Below are 21,399 nucleotides of genomic sequence, written 5' to 3'. Positions count from 1 at the left end.
AAAGAACTCTCTCTACCATCATCCATGCAGAAACAAGATTATATGAAATAAAAGGAGTAACCAATGTCCGGAAACTATTCAACACGGGAATACCGTGAGAAATTATACGATGACCTTCATGTTCGATTGAGAGATACAGCGATTTTGATGTGTGCGATTTTTATTGCCTCTATCGGTCTAAATATGAATTCAACAGCTGTTATTATTGGAGCCATGTTGATTTCACCTCTCATGACACCGATTGTTGGACTGGGATTCGGTTTAGCTATTTTTGATACGCGTTTAATCAAGCAATCTCTAGAGGTTTTATTGACTCAAGTGTTGGTCAGTTTGCTTGTCTCGACTCTGTATTTCTGGATTTCTCCCTTGTCTTATGCAAGTAGCGAGTTGATCGCACGAACCTCTCCAACCATTTGGGATGTTCTCATTGCTATTGCTGGTGGGATTGCTGGTGTGATCGGTTCAAGGAAAAGAGTTAGAAAAACCAACAACACCAAGTCTTGAAGCTTTTTGGGATTTACGGCAAAATTTCTTTGCTTGTTTTCTTTCCTTTTTCTGGTTGGGATCGTTATGGATGGCACTAAACACATTATGGGAAAAGGTTGAGAAAATTTCCTCAGAAATTATTTGGTGGAATTTGTTTCTACTCTTGGAGCGGCAGGAGTTCTCTTTGGAGAATTTCATGCCATCCAAGATACCAGTCTGAATGATGTGGTGGACCGGATCTATATAAATGTCAAGGATTTACCGTTTCAGTCCTTGGGAGCTTTAGCTAATATCCTGTCTGATATTAAGAAGGGACTGATTCAAGACAGTCATATCTGGTCTTTCTTCCAGTCATTTTTCAAACAATATCAGTTGATAATCAGCTTAAATCAGATCTATCAGTTTGTCTATCTTTCTCTGATGGAGATCATGTCCTATCTTCACTTTGATTATTGGAAAAAAAACGGCTCGGTCAGGAGCTAGTATGAATAAGGAGAACAAATGAAACGTTTAAAAATGTTATGGCATATTATGCAGGTTACGGGTTTTACTCGGTTTGCTCTGAGTTTTGTGACCTTTGTTTTTGGGTCAGGAGGCGTGCTTTTCCTAGTTGAACCTGCTATCACAAATTACGGAGACGGTCTTTGGTATGCTTTTGTGACTTCGACGACTGTCGGCTACGGGGATCTCCTAGCTGTGACCTTGATTGGAAGGATTACCAGTGTCTTCTTGACGATTTATGGGCTCATATTTTTTGGCTGTTTATCAGCTGTTATTTTTAATTATTATACCAATTTAAATAAGGAAAGAGGAGAGGACAAATGACTGCCAATTATTCAACACGGGAATACCGTGAGAAATTATACGATGACCTTCATGTTCGATTGAGAGATACAGCGATTTTGATGTGTGCAATTTTTATTGCCTCTATCGGACTAAATATGAATTCAACAGCTGTCATTATAGGAGCCATGTTGATTTCACCTCTCATGACACCGATTGTTGGACTGGGATTCGGTTTAGCTATTTTTGATACGCGTTTAATCAAGCAATCTCTAGAGGTTTTATTGACTCAAGTGTTGGTCAGTTTGCTTGTCTCGACTCTGTATTTCTGGATTTCTCCCTTGTCTTATGCAAGTAGCGAGTTGATCGCACGAACCTCTCCAACCATTTGGGATGTTCTCATTGCTATTGCTGGTGGGATTGCTGGTGTGATCGGTTCAAGGAAAAAAGAAGCAAACAATATCGTGCCAGGAGTAGCCATTGCTACAGCTCTGATGCCGCCTATCTGTACTGCTGGCTATGGTTTAGCTAATGGGAATGTACGATTTTTATTGGGGGCTCTCTATCTTTTCTTGATCAACTGTGTCTTTATCATGCTAGCCAACATTGTTGGAACAAGAATTTTGATGAGAAAATCTCCTTTAACTTCATTTAAAGAGCTGAGCATTAAAATGAGAATTGGCTTGATATCTTTGATTGTATTGTTGATTCTTCCAGCTAGCTATTCGGCAGTTACTCTGACAATAGAACAAGCGCGCAAAGAAGGGATCAAACAGTTTGTAGGAAAAGAGTTCGCCAATTATACGGTTATTAATCAAGTCTACAAGTCAAGTAACAATGAATTGGTCTTGACGGTTGTTGGAGATCCGATTTCAGAAGAAGAATTAGAAACACTCCACCAAAAACAAGCCTCTTACGGTATTCAATCTGTTCAATTGAAAGTGAATCAAGTTCAGAACTCGCCAACATTAGATAGTGAAGCGACCAAGGAATTTTATGAAAACATTGACAAGTATATTGATCAAAAACTCTCTGAAAAAGATTCACAAAACGATCTCGTAAAAGAAAATGAAGCAGACAAGGACTGAGGATAGTCAACTTATCTAACTCATGGAAGCAAATCTTGGGAGGATATCCTATATCCAAAAGTTAATGGATAGAAAGGGTTGTTGATGAGGATACTATTTGTGGTGGTTTGATCAATCACTACTAACTCAGGTTAAACAAAATAGAAAAAGCAACAACTATTTTAGTTGTTGCTTTTTAGGTGGCTGGAATTCTTATCCCAGGTTAAACGTTTTATTTCTCAACACGAGATTTGTTGGCGATATCAGCTAGGATAGTTGCTACAAACTCATCTACTGACACAGTGTTTGTTTCTTTTTGTCCATAGCGACGAACGTTGACAGTTCCATCTTCCATTTCTTTGTCTCCAACGATTAATTGGTAAGGAATCTTGCTAGTTTGTGACGAACGGATTTTAAACTGCATTTTTTCATTGCGTTCATCTACGTCTGCACGGACACCACGGTCACGGAGCTTTTTAGCTACTTCCCAAGCGTAGTCCACGTGTTTTTCGTTAGATACTGGGATGAGGGTTACTTGGTGTGGTGCAAGCCATGTTGGGAAGGCACCCTTGTAGTTCTCAATCAAGATAGCTGTGAAGCGTTCCATAGTTGAGATAACTCCACGGTGGATCATAACTGGACGGTGCTCTTCGCCATCAGCTCCGATGTATTTAAGGTCGAAGCGTTCTGGAAGCAAGAAGTCAAGTTGGATAGTTGAAAGTGTTTCTTCTTTTCCAAGGGCTGTCTTAACTTGAATATCCAATTTTGGTCCGTAGAAGGCTGCTTCACCTTCGGCTTCAAAGTAGTCCACGTCCATTTCATCAAGAGCTGCACGAAGCATAGTTTGGGCATTTTCCCACATCTCATCGTTATCAAAGTACTTATGAGTATCTTGAGGGTCACGAAGAGAGAGGCGGAAGCGGTATTCAGTCAAGTTGAAATCTTCATAAACATCGATAATCAACTGAAGGGCACGTTGGAATTCTTCTTGGATTTGTTCTGGAGTCACAAAGAGGTGACCGTCGTTGAGAGACATTTCACGTACGCGTTGAAGACCAGTGAGGGCACCAGATTTTTCATAACGGTGCATCATACCGATTTCGGCAATACGGATTGGCAACTCACGGTATGAGTGAACATGGTGTTTGAAGACTTGGATGTGGTGTGGGCAGTTCATTGGACGAAGGACGAATTCTTCCCCGTCACCCATGTCCATAGTTGGGAACATGTCTTCTTGGTAATGATCCCAGTGACCGGAAGTCTTGTAAAGCTCAACAGAAGCAAGTGGTGGAGTGTAAACGTGTTGGTAGCCAGAAGTCAACTCCTTGTCGACAATGTAGCGTTCCAATTCACGACGGATAGTCGCACCATTTGGCAACCAGAATGGAAGTCCTTGACCAACCTCTTGTGAAATCATGAAGAGGTCAAGCTCTTTACCAAGTTTACGGTGGTCACGTTCTTTGGCTTCTTCACGCATTTGAAGGTAGTTTTTCAAGTCTTTCTTGTCAAACCAAGCTGTACCATAGATACGTTGCATCATAGCGTTGTCGCTATTTCCACGCCAGTAAGCACCTGCTACATGGAGAAGGTGGAAGATTTGGATGCGGCCTGTTGATGGGACGTGAGGGCCACGGCAAAGGTCTACATATTCCCCCTGACGGTAGATGGTCAAACCACCTTCGTCTTCTGAGTGTTCTTCAATCAATTCCAACTTGTAAGGGTCGTTCTTGAAGATTTCACGTGCCTCGTCTTTAGTAACTTCTTCACGGATTGATGGGAAGTTTTCTTTGACAATTTTTTGCATTTCTTCTTCGATACGAGGAAGGTCTTCGTTAGAGATTTGACCAGCTTGGTTGTCTGTATCGTAGTAGAAGCCGTCTTCGATGGCTGGACCAACTCCCAAGTGAATGTCTGGGAAAAGACGACGAGCTGCTTGGGCGAACAAGTGAGCAGCTGAGTGACGCAAGATTGGAAGGGCATCTTCGTGATCAGGTGTCACAATTTCGATGCTTCCATCTTCAGTGATAGCACGAGTAGTGTCGATGAGTTTGCCGTTGAATTTACCACCCAAGGCCTTTTTAGCTAGGGAATTGCTGATAGATTGGGCAATTTCAAAAGTTGTAACGCCAGATTCGAATTCACGAACAGCGCCATCTGGGAAAGTAATGTTAATCATGATGTTCTCCTTACTTATATTATTGACGAATGTGTTAACCCTATTCTGAAAACAGGGACAGAGGACTGTGAAAGCTAGAAAAACAAAAAGCGACATCCTCGAAAGGACGTCGCAACGTGGTTCCACCTTCATTTATGTTCCTCAAAAAAGAGGGACACCTCTGATTGGCTCTAACGTGGCCACCGTTTTATGTTTTCATAAAAAACTCAAGAGTAGTATCAGTTTAGGCTTCCTATGCGTTTCCAGCAACCACGCACTCTCTAGTAGAAAGGGACTAAGTGACTTGTCTCTATGGATTATTATAGCATGATTGTGAGATTTTTCAAGGATTTTGTGAAAGTTTTTTGTTTTTCATTTTTTGTAGAATATACTTGATACCAATACCGGAAGCCATGCCCACCAGAGCAAAGATTTCATAGGCTAAAAAGTAAAACCAGATAAATTCACCAAAGGTTATGATAGTAAAGCAAAAGAGCAGTCCGTTACCAATTAACCACCAAAGTGAGAAACGGAAACGGTAGCTATAGAGTAGCGATATAATCAAGATTACCAGAGGTGTAAAGAAGAGAATATTATTTACGTAGAGACTCTTGAGCAAAAGGGGGTCAGAAATAATTAGTGATAACAACTGATAAAGTGGCCAATAAAAGAAAAATATGACCAGATAGTAGGGGAGATGGGAATAGAATCTAGGCATGATAATCACCTCGTTTAAAAACAGACAACTTAGATTTCTTGTTATAATCATTATAGCATATTTAAAACAAGAAAGTAAATCTGTTGACAAAGAAGTTAGTTATTGGTAGAATAGGGATTGTCGTAAAGACAAATAACTTCTTCTTGGTTACAGGCATGCCAACCTGTCACTCGGATGAAGCCAAATAAAAAGGAGAAACATCATGGCAATCTCAAAAGAGAAAAAAAATGAAATCATTGCACAATATGCACGTCACGAAGGTGATACAGGTTCAGTAGAGGTTCAAGTTGCTGTCCTTACTTGGGAAATCAACCACCTTAACGAACACATCAAACAACACAAAAAAGACCACGCTACTTACCGTGGATTGATGAAAAAAATCGGTCGCCGTCGTAACTTGCTTGCATACTTGCGTAAAAACGACGTTAACCGTTACCGTGAGTTGATCAACTCTCTAGGACTTCGTCGCTAATCTGCTTTATTTTCCACTTACATTGCGTTGTCACCTTACCTCGATATACTCAAGTATAATCTTCGGTTACGGTTCCTAGCACTGTAAGGTAAAATAAACCAGATCTTCTCCCTTCGGGGAGATTTTTTTTTGTTTCACTGAAAGTTTCGTACAACCTTCGCCTCGTCTATAAACGTTTTATCCAGCAAGAATCATGATGCTAAGGGTGTAAGAAATCCGTATGAAAATAGGGAAATGACACAGTGTTCGATCAATGCAAGGAGTTTCATCTTTTTCACTAGGATTTTATCCCAATCTCAAATTAGCTCTCGGACTTCAGAGGACTTTTTTATTTAGGTTTTATCGGTCACAATTTTGGAGACTACAAAAACCTCAAATGGTATCAGCTAATTACACCATAAGGGTGCGTAGCTACTCGGCTTGAAAAGCCGAGTAGCTGTCTGCAAGCCCCTTCAGAGAGCCCACACTTTACGAAGTAAAGTATAGTATGTTATACTTTACATGGAAGTAGTCACCGAATTCCAGTTAGAAATTACTTTGTAACTACGTTTTGAGGAGGAGTAAAATGCTTTCCTATGTTCGACATTACCCACTAGCGATAGCTAAATTAATGTGTCTGTGCTCTCCTAAAATCTGCTGATTTATTACTGACCAATACAGGAGGTTTTTTATGGGACAGACAATTATATCTGCTATTGGTGTTTATATTTCCACCAGTATCGATTATTTAATTATTTTATTTATTTTATTTGCACAGCTATCACAGAATAAACAAAAATGGCATATTTATGCGGGGCAATATCTAGGCACAGGCTTACTTGTAGGGGCGAGTTTAGTTGCTGCTTATGTCGTTAATTTCGTGCCTGAAGAATGGATGGTTGGATTGCTTGGTTTAATCCCTATCTATTTAGGGATTCGCTTTGCAATTGTTGGAGAAGGTGAGGAAGAAGAGGAAGAAGAGGAAGAAATTATTGAAAGATTAGAACAAAGCAAGGCAAATCAACTGTTTTGGACAGTTACATTGCTGACAATTGCGTCTGGCGGAGATAATTTAGGTATCTATATACCTTATTTTGCTTCGTTAGATTGGTCACAGACCCTCGTGGCGTTGCTTGTGTTTGTAATCGGCATAATTATCTTATGCGAGATTAGTCGGGTGTTATCCTCTATTCCGTTAATATTCGAGACAATTGAAAAATACGAGCGAATCATTGTGCCCTTAGTATTCATTCTACTTGGACTATACATCATGTATGAGAATGGCACGATAGAGACTTTTCTGATCGTGTAGATTTTTTTGTTTCACTAGGATTTTATCCTAATCTCAAATTAGCTCTCTGACTTCAGAGGGCTTTTTGCGTTGGCACCTTACCTCGATATACTCAAGTATAATCTTCGGTTACGATTATTAGCACTGTAAGACTAACTATATTTATTTTTCTCATCTTGTTCCATTGTTGAAAATATGGTATACTTTTCATGAGAATTTTCTAAATTTTTAAGATTCTATCAAAGGAGGTTTGCATGCTTTCCAAATTTTCTGGAAGCCGACAAGACCAGCAATTTGTGCTACTTTTAGTTGTTTTGCTAGGTATTTTAGGGATTTCTCTCTTTCTAGCAGTTTCAATGGGATCTGTTGCGATTGATCTAGGAGATACCTATCGGATTATTTTGAGCAGGCTGGGATTTCCTCTTGAGATAGGAGAGGTTTCCAAGTCTACTCTTGCCATTGTATGGAACATGAGATTCCCTCGAGTATTGTTAGGTCTGATAGTAGGAGCAGGCCTTTCTATGTGTGGTAGTGTGATGCAGTCCACGGTAAACAATCCCATCGCTGAGCCCTATGTCTTAGGCATCTCTGCGGGTGCAACTCTAGGAGCAACCTTGAGCATCATTCTTGGTTTAAAAGTGATGATTAGCCTTGGAGCTTTTCTTGGGGCTATTTTGGCAACAATTGCTGTCCTCATCATTGCCTCTATGCAGGGAAGGATGACGACTTCTAGTCTGATCTTATCAGGAACGGTGGTCAACGCTCTCTTTCTGGCTTTTTCAAACTTTATTATCTCAGTCGGCGCTAATGCGGACAGTGTGATGACCATTAAGTTTTGGACCATGGGCTCGCTCGCTGGGACTTCCTGGGCAGACTTGGTCCTGCCAACTATAGTAGTAGGAATAGCCTTTCTATTTTTCTCTACTCAGTATCGTGTTTTCAATGCGATGATGATGGGAGATGAGGCTGCTTTAACTTTGGGGATTCCCTTACGCTTTTATTGGTATCTTTATGTGACCATGGTGGCTGTGCTGACAGCAGTCTTAGTGGCAACCTGTGGGATTATTGGATTTGTCGGTCTGATTACTCCACATTTAGCTCGAGGATTAGTAGGAACGAATTACAAGAGGCTTTTTCCTGTTGCAACCTTGCTAGGTGCCCTCTTTGTCATCTGGGCAGATGTACTCTCTCGCATCATCATTCCAAACGCAGAGCTTCCTATTGGTATTTTCACAGCCTTGGTAGGTGCTCCCTTCTTTATCTACATTGTTGGAGGTAGGCGAAGGGAGGTGAGGGTCTGACATGGACTTGATTTGTCAGGATATCCATTTTGGACTAGGAGAGAAAAAAATCCTCAAAGGAGTCTCTCTTAAGGTTGAAGGGAATCAATTTCACACGATACTAGGACCAAATGGAAGTGGAAAAACCAGCCTGCTTAAACTCCTCTATCGTCAGGAAAAGGCAGACAAAGGTTTGATAAGCCTAGATGGGAAACCTCTTGAACAATGGACGCTCAAAGAAACAGCCAAGCAAATGGCGGTCGTCACCCAGTTTAATCAATTGCAGTTTGATTGTACAGTTGAGGAAATCGTCTTGCTGGGAAGAACTCCCCACCTCTCTTTTTTACAGAAGGAAAGGGAAAGGGATTATGCGCTTGTTCAAGATGCCCTTGTCAAGGTGGATATGCTCGAGAAGAAAACTCGTCTCTATTCGTCTCTGTCAGGGGGAGAGAAACAGCGAGTCTTGTTAGCACGTGCCTTGGCGCAAGAACCGACTCTTTTACTCCTAGACGAACCAACCAATCACCTGGATATCAGGTATCAGCTAGACTTGTTGGCCATTGTGAAAAATCTCAAGGTCAATGTTCTAGCTGTCCTACATGATATTCAACTTGCTTGTCGCTATTCGGATTATCTCTATTTGATGAAAGAGGGAGAAATCCTTTACCAAGGTACTCCAAAGGAGACCATCACCCCTGAGTCATTGCAAACTGTATATGGAGTTCAATGTCAGGTGACTTGGACCGAGGATCAGCAAGCTATGATTCACTATTTATAAGAATGAAAAGGAAAACAAGATGAAAAAAACACTCAGTATTTTACTCGTGACAGTAGCTACCTTAACTTTGGCAGCTTGTGGTAACACTACTACAGAAAAAGCTACCACACAATCTAGCACAGAAACAAGTCAAAAGGCGAGCAAAGAGACGACTTATCCACTAACGGTCAAAACCTATGACGCGAAAGGGAATGAAGTCGAACAAGTCTTTGACAAGGCACCTGAAAAAGTTATCACCAACAATCTTTCAACCACGGAAATCTTATTGGAGTTAGGCTTGAAGGATAAAATTGCTGGCATGCTTAACCCGGACAATGCTGTGACGGACAAATACAAGGATGCGATTGTGACGATTCCTCAAATTGGGGATAAAAAAACAGTCTCACAAGAGACAGTCCTTTCTTATGAGCCAGACGCTGTGATGGGTCGAAACATGATGTTTTCTGAAAAATCCTTGGGGACAGTTAGCACTTGGAATGAAAACAAAATCCCAGTTTATACGCAAAAAGCTTCTCTCTCAACAATTCAGCAAGATTTGGGGAATATTGTAGAAGATGTCAAAAATCTGGGAATGATTTTTAATGTTCAGGACAAGGCTAATGAATACGCAGCCCAATTACAAACTAAAATTGACGCTGTTAAGAAAGCAAATCCAGCAAGTCAAGGTGAAAAGAAAAAGGCTTTGATTATGGTTGCTTATAATGATGAAACCTTCGGTGCCTACAAGTCTGCTTTGCAAGAAAGTTTGCTGAACCAACTTGGTTATACAAACGTTGCTACGGGGACATCAGGCTTGACCTTGGAAAACCTCGTGTCAATGGATCCTGAATTGATTATCTATGTAACCAGCGACCGCAATAAAAAATTGGATGGAAAAGCAGTAGAGTTGATGAAGGCAAATGCTGTTTTGGAAAGCGTTGCTGCTATTAAGAATCAAAAAATCATGACTATCTCTTACGATGAATTGATGGACTATGGTCCAGCAGTGATTGATTCCCTTGAGAAAATCAATGACTTTATCAATAAATAATGAGTTTGATTGGGAAGGAATTCAAGTCAAAATCAGCCTTCCTTCTAACTACGACCCCAATCAAACCTATCCGGCTATTTTATTGAATGATGGAAACTTGGATTTCCTATCGTCCCTTTCCGAATCTGTGATTTTAGTGGGCTTGACCTCTAAAAATCGCTTAGACGACTACACTCCCTGGAAGGCATCAGCTCTGAGAGATGGAGCTCCAGATTTTGGAGGTCAGGCCAACGCCTATCATGATCATTTATTTGGAGGTCTTTTAGACAAGCTGCAGTCGCTTTATCGCCTGGACGAAACTCGCCTTGCTTATGGAGGATACTCACTAGGTGGTTTGGCGGCAGTCTACAGTCTTTTCGGCTTTGACAAGGTTTCCTGTGTCTTTTCCATCTGCGGTTCCTTTTGGTATCCTGATTTTGTGACTTACTGCAAGGCGGAGACAGTGAAAAATCTAGACTGCTTGCTGTATTTACAGAATGGTCAAACAGAAGGAGCCTATCATACTAATCGTTTGGCTCAAGCACCAGCCTATGCTGAGCAGATTCATACTAGTCTTCAGAAACGCTATCCGAATGGTCAGTTTGTCTTTGATCCTTATGGGCATCATGACCAAGTGGCTGAACGCTTTCTGGCCTTTTCCAGTTGGTTGGCTCAAGAATGGAAAATAGAATAAAAGAATTATCCCTTGGCTTTTGCCAAGGGATTGTTGTATTTATTTTAACTAAGTGCTTCTCTTTTCTTATCTGGATTCCATACGAAGCTTGCGATAAAGCTAAAGATGATTGTTAGGATAGCGAGGATAATCGCAAGGATGAGGGCAGGGATGCGGATAAACCACCAGAGTGGGTTTGGTTTTTTATCATTGTGCCATTGTTTCGTTTCTTCGTCCAGACGTTGGAATTCTGTTTGGATACGATTGGCGACTGTTTCAATGCCTTCATCATTTATTTTTTTGATATCTGAGATATCGATAGGATTTCCAAAGTTCATATCGACACGCTCACGGCTAACCAAGCCTTTTAAGGTCATAGGACCTGTATAGGTAACCGGCACGATACGGACCTTGGCCATTTTGGCAATCAGAGCTACGCCACCCTTGACATCGTTTGAGTGACGGCTTCCACTTGGAAACATGATGAGAGAGCGATCACTTTTTTTAAGAACATTGATAGGGTATTTGATGGCAGAAGCACTAGGATTTTCACGGTCAATAGGAAAAGCCCCACACATACGAATCCACCAACCAAAGATACGGTTGATAAAGAGTTCTTTTTTGGCCATAAAGATAAATTGTTTTGGCTTGGTCGCAAAGGCCATATAAACTGGATCCCACCAGGTGCGGTGAGGCGCAACCAAAATATAATTTTCATCTTGATTAGGAATTTTATCAGTATTATGATAGTGGGCATTGCCATTGATGGACCATAGGAGCAAGACAACCAATCCACGTAAATAAGTATAAAACATGCGATCTCCTTCGATTATTTTCTTGTTATTATTATACCTTATCAAAGGAGGGCTGGCAAACTTTTCCTTTGATAAGGTGCATATTTAGGATGAGATTAGAATTCTTTTAGAAAAAATGATATGATAGAACTTATGGATAAAAATAAGATTATGGGATTAACCCAAATAGAAGTCAAGGAAAGACAGGCTAAGGGCTTGGTCAATGATTTTACTGCTTCGGCCAGTACCAGTACTTGGCAAATCATCAAACGAAATGTCTTTACCCTTTTTAACGCTTTGAACTTTGTCATTGCTTTGGCATTAGCATTTGTGCAGGCTTGGAGCAATCTGGTCTTCTTTGCCGTTATCTGCTTTAACGCTTTTTCTGGGATTGTGACCGAGCTACGAGCCAAGCATATGGTGGACAAGCTCAATCTCATGACCAAGGAAAAGGTCAAGACTATTCGTGATGGTCAGGAAGTTGCTCTTAATCCAGAAGAATTGGTGCTAGGAGATATCATTCGTCTGTCTGCAGGAGAGCAGATTCCCAGTGATGCCTTGGTTTTGGAAGGCTTTGCGGAAGTCAATGAAGCCATGTTAACGGGAGAAAGTGATTTGGTGCAAAAGGAAGTTGACGCCTTGCTTTTGTCTGGAAGTTTCTTAGCCAGTGGATCAGTTTTGGCTCAAGTTCACCATGTCGGTGCAGACAACTATGCTGCCAAACTTATGCTAGAAGCCAAGACTGTGAAACCCATCAACTCCCGTATCATGAAATCACTGGACAAACTAGCAGGTTTTACTGGGAAGATTATCATTCCCTTTGGTCTAGCTCTCTTGCTGGAAGCCTTACTTTTAAAAGGCCTGCCTCTCAAGTCATCTGTTGTAAATTCGTCGACAGCCCTTCTGGGAATGTTGCCCAAGGGAATTGCTCTTTTGACCATCACTTCGCTCTTGACTGCGGTTATTAAGCTGGGCTTGAAAAAGGTCTTGGTGCAGGAGATGTACTCTGTTGAGACCTTGGCGCGCGTGGATATGCTCTGTTTGGACAAGACGGGTACCATCACCCAAGGAAAGATGCAGGTGGAGGCTGTTCTTCCGCTGACGGAAACTTATGGTGATGAGGCTATTTCCAGCATCCTGACCAGCTACATAGCCCATAGTGAAGATAAAAATCCAACAGCTCAAGCTATTCGCCAGCGTTTTGTGGGCGAAGTTGCTTATCCTATGATTTCCAATCTGCCTTTCTCAAGCGACCGCAAGTGGGGAGCTATGGAATTGGAAGGATTAGGGACAGTTTTCTTAGGAGCGCCTGAGATGTTGCTAGATTCTGAGGTCCCAGAAGCTAGAGAGACCTTGGAGAGAGGTTCACGTGTCTTGGTCTTAGCCCTCAGTCAGGAAAAATTAGACCACCACAAACCACAGAAACCATCTGATATTCAGGCTCTAGCCTTGTTGGAAATTTTGGATCCTATTCGAGAAGGAGCAGCAGAGACATTAGACTATCTCCGTTCTCAGGAAGTGGGCCTCAAGATTATTTCTGGTGACAATCCGGTCACTGTATCCAGCATTGCCCAGAAGGCTGGTTTTGCGGACTACCATAGCTACGTAGATTGCTCGAAAATCACAGATGAGGAATTGATTGCTATGGCTGAAGAGACAGCTATTTTCGGACGTGTTTCCCCTCATCAAAAGAAACTCATCATCCAAACGCTGAAAAAAGCGGGTCATACAACAGCTATGACAGGGGATGGAGTTAATGATATTCTGGCTCTTCGTGAGGCGGATTGTTCTATCGTGATGGCTGAGGGAGATCCGGCGACTCGTCAGATTGCCAATCTGGTTCTCTTGAACTCTGACTTTAATGATGTTCCTGAGATTCTCTTTGAAGGTCGTCGCGTGGTCAATAACATTGCCCACATTGCACCGATTTTCTTGATAAAGACCATCTATTCTTTCTTGCTCGCAATTATCTGTATCGCCAGTGCTTTACTAGGTCGGTCAGAGTGGATCTTGATTTTCCCATTCATTCCAATCCAGATTACCATGATTGACCAGTTCGTGGAAGGTTTTCCACCATTCGTTCTAACTTTTGAGCGAAATATCAAACCTGTCGAGCCAAACTTCCTCAGAAGATCCATGCTTCGTGCTCTACCAAGTGCTCTCATGGTCGTCTTCAGCGTTCTTTTTGTGAAAATATTTGGAAGTAGCCAAGGTTGGTCTGAGTTAGAAATCTCAACTCTACTCTATTATCTCTTGGGATCAATTGGTTTCTTATCCGTATTTAGAGCCTGCATGCCATTTACCCTATGGCGTGTCCTCTTGATTGTTTGGTCAGTAGGAGGTTTCCTAGCCACAGCTCTCTTCCCAAGAATTCAAAAACTGCTTGAAATTTCAACCTTAACAGGACAAACACTACCTGTTTATGGTATCATGATGCTGTTCTTTACCGTGATTTTCATTTTGACCAGTCGCTACCAAGCTAGAAAATAAAGAAAGGCTGCAATCTGTGGATTGCGGTCTTTTTAGGTACAAGATTGCCAGTTGAAATGTGGTATAATAAGAGGTAATAGAGTTTTGGAAAGAGAGAGAGAATGATTTCAAAGAGATTAGAATTGGTGGCTTCCTTTGTTCCCCAAGGGGCTATTTTACTAGATGTGGGGAGTGACCATGCTTATCTGCCTATCGAGTTGGTTGAGAGAGGCCAAATCAAAAGCGCCATTGCAGGTGAGGTGGTGGAAGGTCCCTACCAATCTGCAGTCAAAAATGTTGATGCGCACGGTCTAAAGGAGAAAATCCAGGTTCGTTTAGCCAATGGCTTGGCAGCTTTTGAAGAGCCTGACCAAGTGTCGGTCATCACCATTGCAGGTATGGGCGGTCGTTTGATTGCTAGGATTTTAGAAGAAGGCTTGGACAAGTTAGCTAATGTAGAACGATTGATTCTCCAGCCCAATAATCGTGAAGACGACTTGCGTATTTGGTTGCAAGACAATGGTTTTCAGATTGTAGCAGAAAACATCCTAGAAGAAGCGGGTAAGTTTTATGAGATCTTGGTGGTGGAAGCAGGACAAATGAAGTTATCAGCAAGTGATGTCCGTTTTGGCCCCTTCTTGTCTAAAGAAATCAGCCCAGTCTTTGTCCAAAAATGGCAAAAAGAAGCTGTTAAGCTAGAGTTTGCCCTCGGACAAATCCCAGAAAAAAATCTGGAAGAACGTCAAGTTCTAGTAGATAAAATTCAAGCCATCAAGGAGGTTGTCCATGCTAGCAAGTGAAGTAATTAACGCATATGAAGCCTTTTGTCCTCAGGAATTTTCCATGGAGGGAGACAGTCGTGGTCTGCAAATCGGAACTCTAGACAAGGATATCCAAAGGGTCATGGTTGCTCTGGATATTCGTGAAGAGACGGTGGCAGAGGCCATTGAAAAGGGTGTGGACTTGATTATCGTTAAGCACGCGCCGATTTTCCGTCCCATCAAGGACTTGGTAGCTAGCCGTCCGCAAAATCAGATTTACATCGACCTGATTAAGCATGACATCGCAGTTTATGTTAGCCATACCAATATTGACATCGTTGAAAATGGCCTCAATGACTGGTTCTGCCAGATGCTAGGCATTGAGGAAACGACTTACCTACAGGAGACAGGTCCAGAACGTGGAATTGGTCGTATTGGGAATGTTCAGCCTCAGACATTTGGGGAATTGGCCCAACATGTCAAGCAAGTCTTTGGTCTAGATAGTCTTCGAATGGTGCATTATCAAGAGAGTGATTTGAAGAAGCCTCTTTCAAGAGTTGCCATCTGTGGTGGAAGTGGGCAGTCATTCTATAAGGATGCTTTGGCAAAGGGGGCAGATGTCTATATCACTGGTGATATTTACTACCACACTGCCCAGGATATGTTGTCTGATGGGTTACTGGCATTGGACCCAGGTCACTATATTGAAGTGCTTTTTGTGGAAAAAATTTCTGCACTCCTTACTCAATGGGAGGCTGAAAAAGGCTGGACTATCGATATTGTACCTAGTCAAGCATCGACCAATCCTTTCCACCATATCTAGTTAGAAAGTGAAAACAATGAAAAAAGTTGCCATTATCGGAGCAGGGATTGTAGGTGCAACAGCTGCCTACTACCTCTCTAAAGAAAGTGACCTAGAGGTGACCGTTTTTGACCATGGACAAGGTCAAGCTACCAAGGCCGCAGCAGGAATTATCAGCCCTTGGTTTTCCAAACGCCGCAATAAAGCCTGGTACAAAATGGCGCGCTTGGGGGCTGACTTTTATGTGGATTTATTAGCTGATTTAGAGAAGTCAGGACAAGAAATCGACTTTTACCAGCGTTCGGGAGTCTTTCTCCTGAAAAAGGATGAAACTAAGTTGGAAGAACTCTATCAACTAGCCCTCCAGCGTAGAGAAGAATCTCCTTTGATAGGGCAATTAGCCATTCTGGACTCAGCATCAGCTAATGAATTATTCCCTGGCTTGCAGGAATTTGATCACCTGCTCTATGCTTCTGGTGGAGCGAGAGTAGATGGCCAACTTTTAGTGACTCGTTTGCTGGAAGCCAGTCACGTCAAGCTGGTCAAAGAAAAAGTGACTCTGATACCTTTAGCATCAGGTTACCAGATTGACGAAGAGGTGTTTGATCAGGTTATTTTGGCGATGGGAGCTTGGTTGGGACATCTGTTAGAGCCTTTAGGTTATGAAGTAGATGTTCGTCCCCAAAAGGGGCAACTCCGAGATTATCAACTTGCCCAAGACATGGAAGCTTACCCTGTTGTTATGCCAGAAGGGGAGTGGGATTTGATTCCTTTTGCAGGTGGGAAATTATCCCTAGGCGCTACCCATGAAAATGATATGGGATTTGATTTGACGGTAGATGAAACCTTACTCCAACAAATGGAGGAGGCAGCCTTGCCTCACTATCCAGTCTTGGCAGTAGCGACTTCAAGAGCTGAGCGTGTGGGAATCCGTGCCTATACCAGTGATTTCTCTCCTTTCTTTGGACAAGTACCTGGCTTATCAGGTGTCTATGCTGCTAGTGGACTAGGTTCCTCAGGCCTCACAACTGGTCCTATCATTGGTTACCATCTAGCTCAACTGATCCAAGACAAGGAGTTGACCTTGGACCCTCTAAACTACCCAATTGAAAACTATGTCAAACGGGTAAAAAGCGAATAAGCATTTTACTGAAATTTTATCCTACCCTCTAGGATGGCAAATGACATTCCCTATCAAAAATGGTAAAATAAGAAAAAATAATCTGAGAATCGAGGAAAGAAGATGCAAGAAAAGATTTTGGTAACGGGTGGAGCAGGTTTTATCGGAACCCACACTGTTATTGAGTTAATCCAAGCAGGTCATCAAGTTGTTGTGGTGGATAACCTTGTTAATAGTAACAGAAAAAGTTTAGAAGTTGTTGAAAGAATCACAGGAGTTGAAATTCCGTTTTATGAGGCAGATATCCGTGACACAGATACACTCAGAGATATTTTCAAGCAAGAAGAACCAACAGGGGTCATTCACTTTGCTGGTTTGAAGGCTGTTGGTGAATCTACTCGTATTCCTCTTGCTTATTATGACAATAATATCGCTGGAACTGTTAGTCTTTTGAAGGTCATGGAAGAAGCCAACTGTAAAAACATTATTTTCAGTTCTTCTGCGACAGTTTACGGAGATCCTCATACAGTGCCAATCTTGGAAGATTTCCCACTTTCAGTGACCAATCCATATGGCCGCACTAAACTTATGCTTGAGGAAATTTTGACGGATATCTACAAGGCAAATTCAGAATGGAATGTGGTCTTACTTCGTTACTTTAACCCAATCGGAGCCCATGAGAGTGGTGATTTGGGAGAAAATCCAAACGGTATTCCAAACAACCTCTTGCCATATGTGACTCAGGTAGCCGTTGGGAAATTAGAGCAAGTGCAAGTATTTGGAGACGATTACGATACGGAAGACGGAACTGGTGTTCGTGACTATATCCACGTTGTTGACTTGGCTAAAGGTCACGTTGCAGCTCTTAAAAAAATCCAAAAAGGTTCAGGTCTAAACGTTTATAACCTTGGAACAGGCAAAGGCTACTCAGTTCTTGAAATTATCCAAAATATGGAAAAAGCAGTGGGACGTCCAATTCCTTACCGCATTGTAGACCGTCGCCCAGGTGATATCGCAGCCTGCTATTCAGATCCTGCAAAAGCCAAAGCAGAACTTGGCTGGGAAGCAGAACTTGACATTACTCAAATGTGTGAAGACGCATGGCGTTGGCAAAGCAAGCATCCAAATGGATTTGAAGACTAAGATGGTGATGTCAATCATTGTCCCCTGTTTAAACGAAGAGGAAGTACTTCCTCTTTTTTATCAGGCTTTGGAAGCTTTACTTCCAGATTTGGAAACAGAAATCGAGTATGTCTTTGTCGATGATGGATCAAGTGATGGGACCTTGGAACTCTTAAAGACCTATCGAGAGCAAAATCCAGCAGTTCATTATATTTCTTTCTCGCGAAATTTTGGCAAAGAAGCAGCTCTCTATGCAGGCTTACAATATGCGACAGGAGATTTAGTGGTGGTGATGGATGCAGACCTCCAGGATCCTCCGAGTATGTTGCTTGAGATGAAAAATTTACTAGACCAGAATGCAGACTTGGACTGTGTTGGTACACGCAGAACTAGTCGGGAGGGAGAACCCTTCTTTCGTAGTTTATGTGCTGATCTCTTTTACCGCCTTATGCAAAAAATTAGCCCAGTAGCCTTGCCCTCAGGTGTCCGTGATTTTCGCATGATGAGAAGATCTGTAGTCGATGCCATTTTAAGCTTGACTGAGTCCAATCGCTTTTCGAAGGGACTCTTTGCCTGGGTCGGCTTTAAAATCCACTATCTGGACTATCCAAATGTCGAAAGGCAGGCTGGCAATACCAGTTGGAGTTTTAGGCAACTCTTTTTCTACTCCATTGAAGGGATTGTTAATTTTTCAGATTTTCCCTTGATTATCGCCTTTGTGGCAGGTCTCCTATCTTGTTTTATTTCTCTTCTTATGACCTTTTTTGTTGTGGTTCGGACCCTCATTTTGGGCAATCCGACATCAGGTTGGACCTCTCTGATGGCTGTTATTCTCTTCCTTGGTGGGATTCAACTCTTGACCATTGGGATTCTCGGCAAGTATATCAGTAAGATTTATCTAGAGACTAAAAAAAGACCACTTTATCTCGTCAAAGAAAAAAGTGACCTTCCTGATTTTACAGAAAAAAATAAAGAGAAAAGACTATAATTTTGCATGGAAATATGCTAAACTAGAAGGAGTGGAACGTTCTTGTCGATATTAGAGTTAATCTTTAATCAAGGCACGTGTCGGACAGTTTCTAACAGCTTCTATGACGTCCTGACTAGGAGAGATTTCTTTTTCTAGTTGGTCAGGGTCATCGTAAAAACGCACGATTCCATTATCGTGGTAATCAAATAATTCAGAATAAGTTTGGCAAAGCCCACAGGCAATGCAACGTTCAGGTATAAGTGTGATTTTCATATTTATATTGTAATAAGAAAAGTAAAAAAAAACAAGGAGTAAGGTATGGCAAAAGAACCGTGGCAAGAAGATATTTATGAGAATCAAGAAGAAACAAGATCAGAACGTCGTAAGAGAGAACAAGGTGGAGGAGTGCTGGCTAATCGTATCTTGACTATTTTAGCAAGTATTTTCTTTGTGATTGTAGTTGTGATGATTATTGTTCTTATCTATCTTTCATCGGGTGGGAGTAATCGCACAGCAGCCTTGAAAGATTTTCACGATTCAGATACAAAAGTAGAGCAAGTTTCTTCTACTTCTAGTAGTAGTTCAGAGCAGGCATCTTCTAGTTCAGAGGAGAAGGTAGAAGAGTCATCTAGTAGCTCAGAACATCCAAATGATCCAGAAGGAACTACAAAAGTTATGGCTGGAGAAGGAGAAGCCGCCATTGCCGCTCGTGCAGGAATCTCGATTGCTCAGTTAGAGGCTTTGAATCCTGGCCATATGGCTACAGGATCTTGGTTTGCTAATCCAGGTGATGTTGTCAAAATCAAATAGGAGTTGATATGAAAACAATTCAAATTGCTATTGACGGCCCAGCTTCAAGTGGTAAGAGTACGGTCGCAAAGATTATTGCTAAGGATTTTGGATTCACCTACCTAGATACAGGTGCTATGTATCGTGCAGCGACTTACATGGCTCTCAAGAACCAATTAGGAGTTGAACAAGTTGAAGAACTCTTAGACTTATTGGACCAGCATCCAATCAGTTTTGGGCGTTCAGAAACTGGAGAACAGCTTGTCTTTGTAGGAGATGTGGATATTACCCATCCTATTCGTGAAAATGAAGTGACCAATCATGTTTCAGCTATTGCAGCAATTCCTGAAGTACGTGAGAAACTAGTTTCTCTCCAACAAGAGATTGCCCAGCAAGGTGGGATTGTCATGGATGGTCGCGATATTGGGACTGTTGTATTGCCACAAGCAGAATTGAAAATTTTCCTAGTAGCTTCGGTAGATGAAAGAGCAGAGCGCCGTTACAAGGAAAATATTGCCAAGGGAATTGAAACAGACCTTGAAACCCTAAAAGAGGAAATTGCTGCGCGTGACTACAAGGATAGTCATCGTGAGACTTCGCCTCTCAAACAAGCAGAGGACGCTGTCTACCTTGATACAACTGGCTTGAACATTCAAGAAGTAGTTGAAAAAATCAAAGCAGAAGCTGAAAAAAGAATGTAGATGTAGAAAAGCCGATAGATTGATATCGGTTTTTTTCTATATTTGTCAAAATAATGATTTTAAGGTATAATAGTTGCTGTTCGAGAAATTTTGATTTTCAAAGAATAGTGAATGATGATAAGGAGAAACCATGAACAACCTACCAAATTGCCCAAAATGTAACTCAGAGTATGTCTACGAAGACGGTGCCCTACTGGTTTGCCCAGAGTGTGCTTATGAGTGGAATCCTGCTGAAGTTGCAGATGTAGAAGAGGGCCTTGTTGCTATCGATGCCAACGGAAATAAATTGGCTGACGGTGATACAGTAACTCTCATCAAGGATTTGAAAGTAAAAGGTGCGCCAAAAGATTTGAAACAAGGGACGCGCGTAAAAAATATCCGCATCGTAGAAGGTGACCACAATATCGACTGTAAAATTGATGGCTTCGGTGCTATGAAGCTCAAATCAGAGTTTGTGAAGAAAATTTAAGCATGATAAAGCACTATAAACTTGTATTTTATAGCCGTATCTTCTTGTTTCTAGCGGCTTTTACGGGAGTTTATCTTGAAATCGCTAAGCATGGTGGATTTGGGATGCTTCTCTATTATACGGTTCTGTCCAACCTCTTAGTAGCGATTTTTACGCTCTATCTCCTAAAGGTTATGAGCCATTTAGGTGAAAACTGGCAAAGACCAAGTCTCTTGCGCCTAAAAGGTGGGGTCACCATGAGTATCATGATTACCTGTGTGATTTACCATTTCCTCTTAGCGCCTATTGCGACTAATTTCTATACCCTAGAAAATTTTCTTTGCCACTATATCGTTCCCCTCTGGTTTTTAGCAGATACCCTCTTATTTGATAAACAGGGTCAATACAAAATATGGGATCCAGTTGTGTGGACGATTTTACCCTTGCTTTATATGATTTTTGCTCTTTTTAATGGCTTGGTATTAAAACTTGAAGTTCCTAATTCTAAGGTCAGCCCCTTTCCTTACTTCTTTTTGAATGTGAACAAGGGTTGGGATGTCGTGTTCAAGTGGTGTCTGATTATCTTTGTTGCCTATATGGTGGCAGGATTTATCTTCTACTTGATCAAGCAAATCAAGAGAAAGTCATCCTAAGATACAAGGGATTCATTTTCTAGTTTAAGAAGGAGTCTATATACCAATGAGGCTTCTTCTTTTCTTGCTTGTTTGATGA

At 41.6% G+C, this 21,399-nt stretch carries 23 protein-coding genes and 3 pseudogenes; 21 read left to right on the top strand and 5 right to left on the bottom strand.

All coding sequences use genetic code 11. The features are described 5' to 3' along the window. Positions 1 to 63: 63 nt before the first annotated feature. The 5 genes and pseudogenes from JQ843_RS08625 to JQ843_RS08605 form a co-directional block, all read left to right on the top strand. A pseudogene (locus tag JQ843_RS08625) lies at positions 64 to 474 on the top strand (DUF389 domain-containing protein); the annotation flags it as partial. Then, positions 473 to 706, top strand: a pseudogene (locus JQ843_RS08620) (TMEM175 family protein); the annotation flags it as partial. The pseudogenes JQ843_RS08625 and JQ843_RS08620, both read left to right, overlap by 2 nt. Beyond that, entirely contained in the window at positions 631 to 969 is a 339-nt protein-coding gene (locus tag JQ843_RS08615; protein ID WP_238393767.1) for a hypothetical protein, read from the top strand. The pseudogene JQ843_RS08620 and the gene JQ843_RS08615, both read left to right, overlap by 76 nt. 18 nt (positions 970 to 987) lie before the next feature. Further along, a complete protein-coding gene (locus JQ843_RS08610; RefSeq protein ID WP_000825751.1) occupies positions 988 to 1,311 on the top strand; it encodes a potassium channel family protein in 324 nt (107 codons plus the stop codon). Further along, positions 1,308 to 2,357: a DUF389 domain-containing protein gene (locus JQ843_RS08605; RefSeq protein WP_000126416.1), complete on the top strand. Its 1,050-nt coding sequence runs from the start codon at positions 1,308 to 1,310 to the stop codon at positions 2,355 to 2,357. The genes JQ843_RS08610 and JQ843_RS08605 overlap by 4 nt, the downstream gene beginning before the upstream one ends. A gap of 211 nt (positions 2,358 to 2,568) precedes the next feature. Here JQ843_RS08605 and thrS read toward each other — a convergent pair whose 3' ends face one another. The 3 genes and pseudogenes from thrS to JQ843_RS08595 all read right to left on the bottom strand — a co-directional run bounded on the left by thrS (position 2,569) and on the right by JQ843_RS08595 (position 5,209). Further along, complete coding sequence (thrS, locus tag JQ843_RS08600; RefSeq protein WP_203213403.1) at positions 2,569 to 4,512, bottom strand: threonine--tRNA ligase; 1,944 nt, start codon at positions 4,510 to 4,512, stop codon at positions 2,569 to 2,571. Between the two features lie 40 nt (positions 4,513 to 4,552). Further along, positions 4,553 to 4,761, bottom strand: a pseudogene (locus JQ843_RS10135) (hypothetical protein). Positions 4,762 to 4,834: 73 nt separating this feature from the next. Beyond that, a complete protein-coding gene (locus JQ843_RS08595; RefSeq protein ID WP_203213402.1) occupies positions 4,835 to 5,209 on the bottom strand; it encodes a hypothetical protein in 375 nt (124 codons plus the stop codon). A gap of 202 nt (positions 5,210 to 5,411) precedes the next feature. On the opposite strand from JQ843_RS08595, the gene rpsO reads away from it, so the two are divergent. The 6 genes from rpsO (at position 5,412) to JQ843_RS08565 (ending at position 10,712) form a co-directional block, all read left to right on the top strand. Further along, positions 5,412 to 5,681, top strand: coding sequence for a 30S ribosomal protein S15 (rpsO, locus tag JQ843_RS08590; RefSeq protein ID WP_001018251.1), 270 nt, complete (start codon positions 5,412 to 5,414; stop codon positions 5,679 to 5,681). A 670-nt stretch (positions 5,682 to 6,351) separates the two neighbouring features. Next, the gene (locus tag JQ843_RS08585; protein ID WP_045611205.1) at positions 6,352 to 6,972 is read left to right on the top strand and encodes a CadD family cadmium resistance transporter; all 621 of its coding nucleotides are present in this window, start codon (positions 6,352 to 6,354) and stop codon (positions 6,970 to 6,972) included. A gap of 233 nt (positions 6,973 to 7,205) precedes the next feature. Beyond that, positions 7,206 to 8,252, top strand: coding sequence for a FecCD family ABC transporter permease (locus tag JQ843_RS08580; RefSeq protein ID WP_049544752.1), 1,047 nt, complete (start codon positions 7,206 to 7,208; stop codon positions 8,250 to 8,252). 1 nt (position 8,253) lies between these two features. Beyond that, positions 8,254 to 9,009: an ABC transporter ATP-binding protein gene (locus tag JQ843_RS08575; RefSeq protein ID WP_203213401.1), complete on the top strand. Its 756-nt coding sequence runs from the start codon at positions 8,254 to 8,256 to the stop codon at positions 9,007 to 9,009. Between the two features lie 19 nt (positions 9,010 to 9,028). Beyond that, complete coding sequence (locus JQ843_RS08570; protein WP_203213400.1) at positions 9,029 to 10,039, top strand: ABC transporter substrate-binding protein; 1,011 nt, start codon at positions 9,029 to 9,031, stop codon at positions 10,037 to 10,039. Further along, the gene (locus tag JQ843_RS08565) at positions 10,020 to 10,712 is read left to right on the top strand and encodes an alpha/beta hydrolase-fold protein (RefSeq protein WP_203213399.1); all 693 of its coding nucleotides are present in this window, start codon (positions 10,020 to 10,022) and stop codon (positions 10,710 to 10,712) included. Before JQ843_RS08570 ends, JQ843_RS08565 begins: the two co-directional genes overlap by 20 nt. Before the next feature lie 44 nt (positions 10,713 to 10,756). On the opposite strand, the gene JQ843_RS08560 is transcribed toward JQ843_RS08565, so the two are convergent. Beyond that, on the bottom strand, positions 10,757 to 11,506 hold the full coding sequence (locus tag JQ843_RS08560) for a lysophospholipid acyltransferase family protein (RefSeq protein ID WP_203213398.1): 750 nt from the start codon (positions 11,504 to 11,506) through the stop codon (positions 10,757 to 10,759). Between the two features lie 132 nt (positions 11,507 to 11,638). Here JQ843_RS08560 and JQ843_RS08555 point away from each other — a divergent pair, with 132 nt between their 5' ends. The 6 genes from JQ843_RS08555 (at position 11,639) to JQ843_RS08530 (ending at position 18,747) form a co-directional block, all read left to right on the top strand. Beyond that, positions 11,639 to 13,975, top strand: a complete 2,337-nt coding sequence (locus JQ843_RS08555) for a cation-translocating P-type ATPase (RefSeq protein WP_203213397.1) — start codon at positions 11,639 to 11,641, stop codon at positions 13,973 to 13,975. Positions 13,976 to 14,076: 101 nt separating this feature from the next. Then, entirely contained in the window at positions 14,077 to 14,754 is a 678-nt protein-coding gene (locus JQ843_RS08550) for a tRNA (adenine(22)-N(1))-methyltransferase (protein WP_061590358.1), read from the top strand. Further along, on the top strand, positions 14,741 to 15,538 hold the full coding sequence (locus tag JQ843_RS08545) for a Nif3-like dinuclear metal center hexameric protein (RefSeq protein WP_061590357.1): 798 nt from the start codon (positions 14,741 to 14,743) through the stop codon (positions 15,536 to 15,538). Before JQ843_RS08550 ends, JQ843_RS08545 begins: the two co-directional genes overlap by 14 nt. Before the next feature lie 16 nt (positions 15,539 to 15,554). Then, on the top strand, positions 15,555 to 16,658 hold the full coding sequence (locus tag JQ843_RS08540; protein WP_203213396.1) for an NAD(P)/FAD-dependent oxidoreductase: 1,104 nt from the start codon (positions 15,555 to 15,557) through the stop codon (positions 16,656 to 16,658). 102 nt (positions 16,659 to 16,760) lie between these two features. After that, entirely contained in the window at positions 16,761 to 17,780 is a 1,020-nt protein-coding gene (gene galE / locus JQ843_RS08535) for a UDP-glucose 4-epimerase GalE (protein ID WP_203213395.1), read from the top strand. Between the two features lies 1 nt (position 17,781). Beyond that, the gene (locus tag JQ843_RS08530; protein WP_203213494.1) at positions 17,782 to 18,747 is read left to right on the top strand and encodes a glycosyltransferase family 2 protein; all 966 of its coding nucleotides are present in this window, start codon (positions 17,782 to 17,784) and stop codon (positions 18,745 to 18,747) included. A gap of 57 nt (positions 18,748 to 18,804) precedes the next feature. Here the strand turns inward: JQ843_RS08530 and JQ843_RS08525 are convergent, their stop codons facing one another. Beyond that, positions 18,805 to 19,002 carry a ferredoxin gene (locus JQ843_RS08525; RefSeq protein ID WP_024057475.1) on the bottom strand — a complete coding sequence of 66 codons (198 nt, stop codon included), beginning with the start codon at positions 19,000 to 19,002 and terminating at the stop codon, positions 18,805 to 18,807. A 45-nt stretch (positions 19,003 to 19,047) separates the two neighbouring features. Between JQ843_RS08525 and JQ843_RS08520 the strand changes: the two genes are divergently transcribed. The 4 genes from JQ843_RS08520 to JQ843_RS08505 all read left to right on the top strand — a co-directional run bounded on the left by JQ843_RS08520 (position 19,048) and on the right by JQ843_RS08505 (position 21,320). Continuing rightward, the gene (locus JQ843_RS08520; RefSeq protein ID WP_001040918.1) at positions 19,048 to 19,539 is read left to right on the top strand and encodes an SAG1386/EF1546 family surface-associated protein; all 492 of its coding nucleotides are present in this window, start codon (positions 19,048 to 19,050) and stop codon (positions 19,537 to 19,539) included. 8 nt (positions 19,540 to 19,547) lie between these two features. Continuing rightward, a complete protein-coding gene (gene cmk, locus JQ843_RS08515; protein WP_084864306.1) occupies positions 19,548 to 20,219 on the top strand; it encodes a (d)CMP kinase in 672 nt (223 codons plus the stop codon). Positions 20,220 to 20,349: 130 nt separating this feature from the next. Further along, positions 20,350 to 20,688 (top strand): zinc ribbon domain-containing protein YjdM, encoded by a 339-nt coding sequence (locus JQ843_RS08510; RefSeq protein ID WP_001061596.1) that lies wholly within the window; start codon positions 20,350 to 20,352, stop codon positions 20,686 to 20,688. Between the two features lie 2 nt (positions 20,689 to 20,690). Further along, a complete protein-coding gene (locus JQ843_RS08505; RefSeq protein WP_203213394.1) occupies positions 20,691 to 21,320 on the top strand; it encodes a Pr6Pr family membrane protein in 630 nt (209 codons plus the stop codon). Positions 21,321 to 21,399 lie beyond the last annotated feature (79 nt).

This window comes from Streptococcus mitis, from assembly GCF_905187495.1.
In the GTDB taxonomy this organism is placed as follows: domain Bacteria; phylum Bacillota; class Bacilli; order Lactobacillales; family Streptococcaceae; genus Streptococcus; species Streptococcus mitis_CU.
Note: the sequence above shows the minus strand (reverse complement) of the source record. Positions and strands in the feature narration are given on the sequence as shown.

Excerpts from the sequence above, each read along its gene's own strand:
- JQ843_RS08610 (WP_000825751.1), top strand. The coding sequence starts at position 988 with ATGAAACGTTTAAAAATGTTATGGCATATTATGCAGGTTACGGGTTTT.
- JQ843_RS08605 (WP_000126416.1), top strand. The coding sequence starts at position 1,308 with ATGACTGCCAATTATTCAACACGGGAATACCGTGAGAAATTATACGAT.
- thrS (WP_203213403.1), bottom strand. The coding sequence starts at position 4,512 with ATGATTAACATTACTTTCCCAGATGGCGCTGTTCGTGAATTCGAATCT.
- JQ843_RS08595 (WP_203213402.1), bottom strand. The coding sequence starts at position 5,209 with ATGCCTAGATTCTATTCCCATCTCCCCTACTATCTGGTCATATTTTTC.
- rpsO (WP_001018251.1), top strand. The coding sequence starts at position 5,412 with ATGGCAATCTCAAAAGAGAAAAAAAATGAAATCATTGCACAATATGCA.
- JQ843_RS08585 (WP_045611205.1), top strand. The coding sequence starts at position 6,352 with ATGGGACAGACAATTATATCTGCTATTGGTGTTTATATTTCCACCAGT.
- JQ843_RS08580 (WP_049544752.1), top strand. The coding sequence starts at position 7,206 with ATGCTTTCCAAATTTTCTGGAAGCCGACAAGACCAGCAATTTGTGCTA.
- JQ843_RS08575 (WP_203213401.1), top strand. The coding sequence starts at position 8,254 with ATGGACTTGATTTGTCAGGATATCCATTTTGGACTAGGAGAGAAAAAA.
- JQ843_RS08570 (WP_203213400.1), top strand. The coding sequence starts at position 9,029 with ATGAAAAAAACACTCAGTATTTTACTCGTGACAGTAGCTACCTTAACT.
- JQ843_RS08565 (WP_203213399.1), top strand. The coding sequence starts at position 10,020 with ATGACTTTATCAATAAATAATGAGTTTGATTGGGAAGGAATTCAAGTC.
- JQ843_RS08560 (WP_203213398.1), bottom strand. The coding sequence starts at position 11,506 with ATGTTTTATACTTATTTACGTGGATTGGTTGTCTTGCTCCTATGGTCC.
- JQ843_RS08555 (WP_203213397.1), top strand. The coding sequence starts at position 11,639 with ATGGATAAAAATAAGATTATGGGATTAACCCAAATAGAAGTCAAGGAA.
- JQ843_RS08550 (WP_061590358.1), top strand. The coding sequence starts at position 14,077 with ATGATTTCAAAGAGATTAGAATTGGTGGCTTCCTTTGTTCCCCAAGGG.
- JQ843_RS08545 (WP_061590357.1), top strand. The coding sequence starts at position 14,741 with ATGCTAGCAAGTGAAGTAATTAACGCATATGAAGCCTTTTGTCCTCAG.
- JQ843_RS08540 (WP_203213396.1), top strand. The coding sequence starts at position 15,555 with ATGAAAAAAGTTGCCATTATCGGAGCAGGGATTGTAGGTGCAACAGCT.
- galE (WP_203213395.1), top strand. The coding sequence starts at position 16,761 with ATGCAAGAAAAGATTTTGGTAACGGGTGGAGCAGGTTTTATCGGAACC.
- JQ843_RS08530 (WP_203213494.1), top strand. The coding sequence starts at position 17,782 with ATGGTGATGTCAATCATTGTCCCCTGTTTAAACGAAGAGGAAGTACTT.
- JQ843_RS08525 (WP_024057475.1), bottom strand. The coding sequence starts at position 19,002 with ATGAAAATCACACTTATACCTGAACGTTGCATTGCCTGTGGGCTTTGC.
- JQ843_RS08520 (WP_001040918.1), top strand. The coding sequence starts at position 19,048 with ATGGCAAAAGAACCGTGGCAAGAAGATATTTATGAGAATCAAGAAGAA.
- cmk (WP_084864306.1), top strand. The coding sequence starts at position 19,548 with ATGAAAACAATTCAAATTGCTATTGACGGCCCAGCTTCAAGTGGTAAG.
- JQ843_RS08510 (WP_001061596.1), top strand. The coding sequence starts at position 20,350 with ATGAACAACCTACCAAATTGCCCAAAATGTAACTCAGAGTATGTCTAC.
- JQ843_RS08505 (WP_203213394.1), top strand. The coding sequence starts at position 20,691 with ATGATAAAGCACTATAAACTTGTATTTTATAGCCGTATCTTCTTGTTT.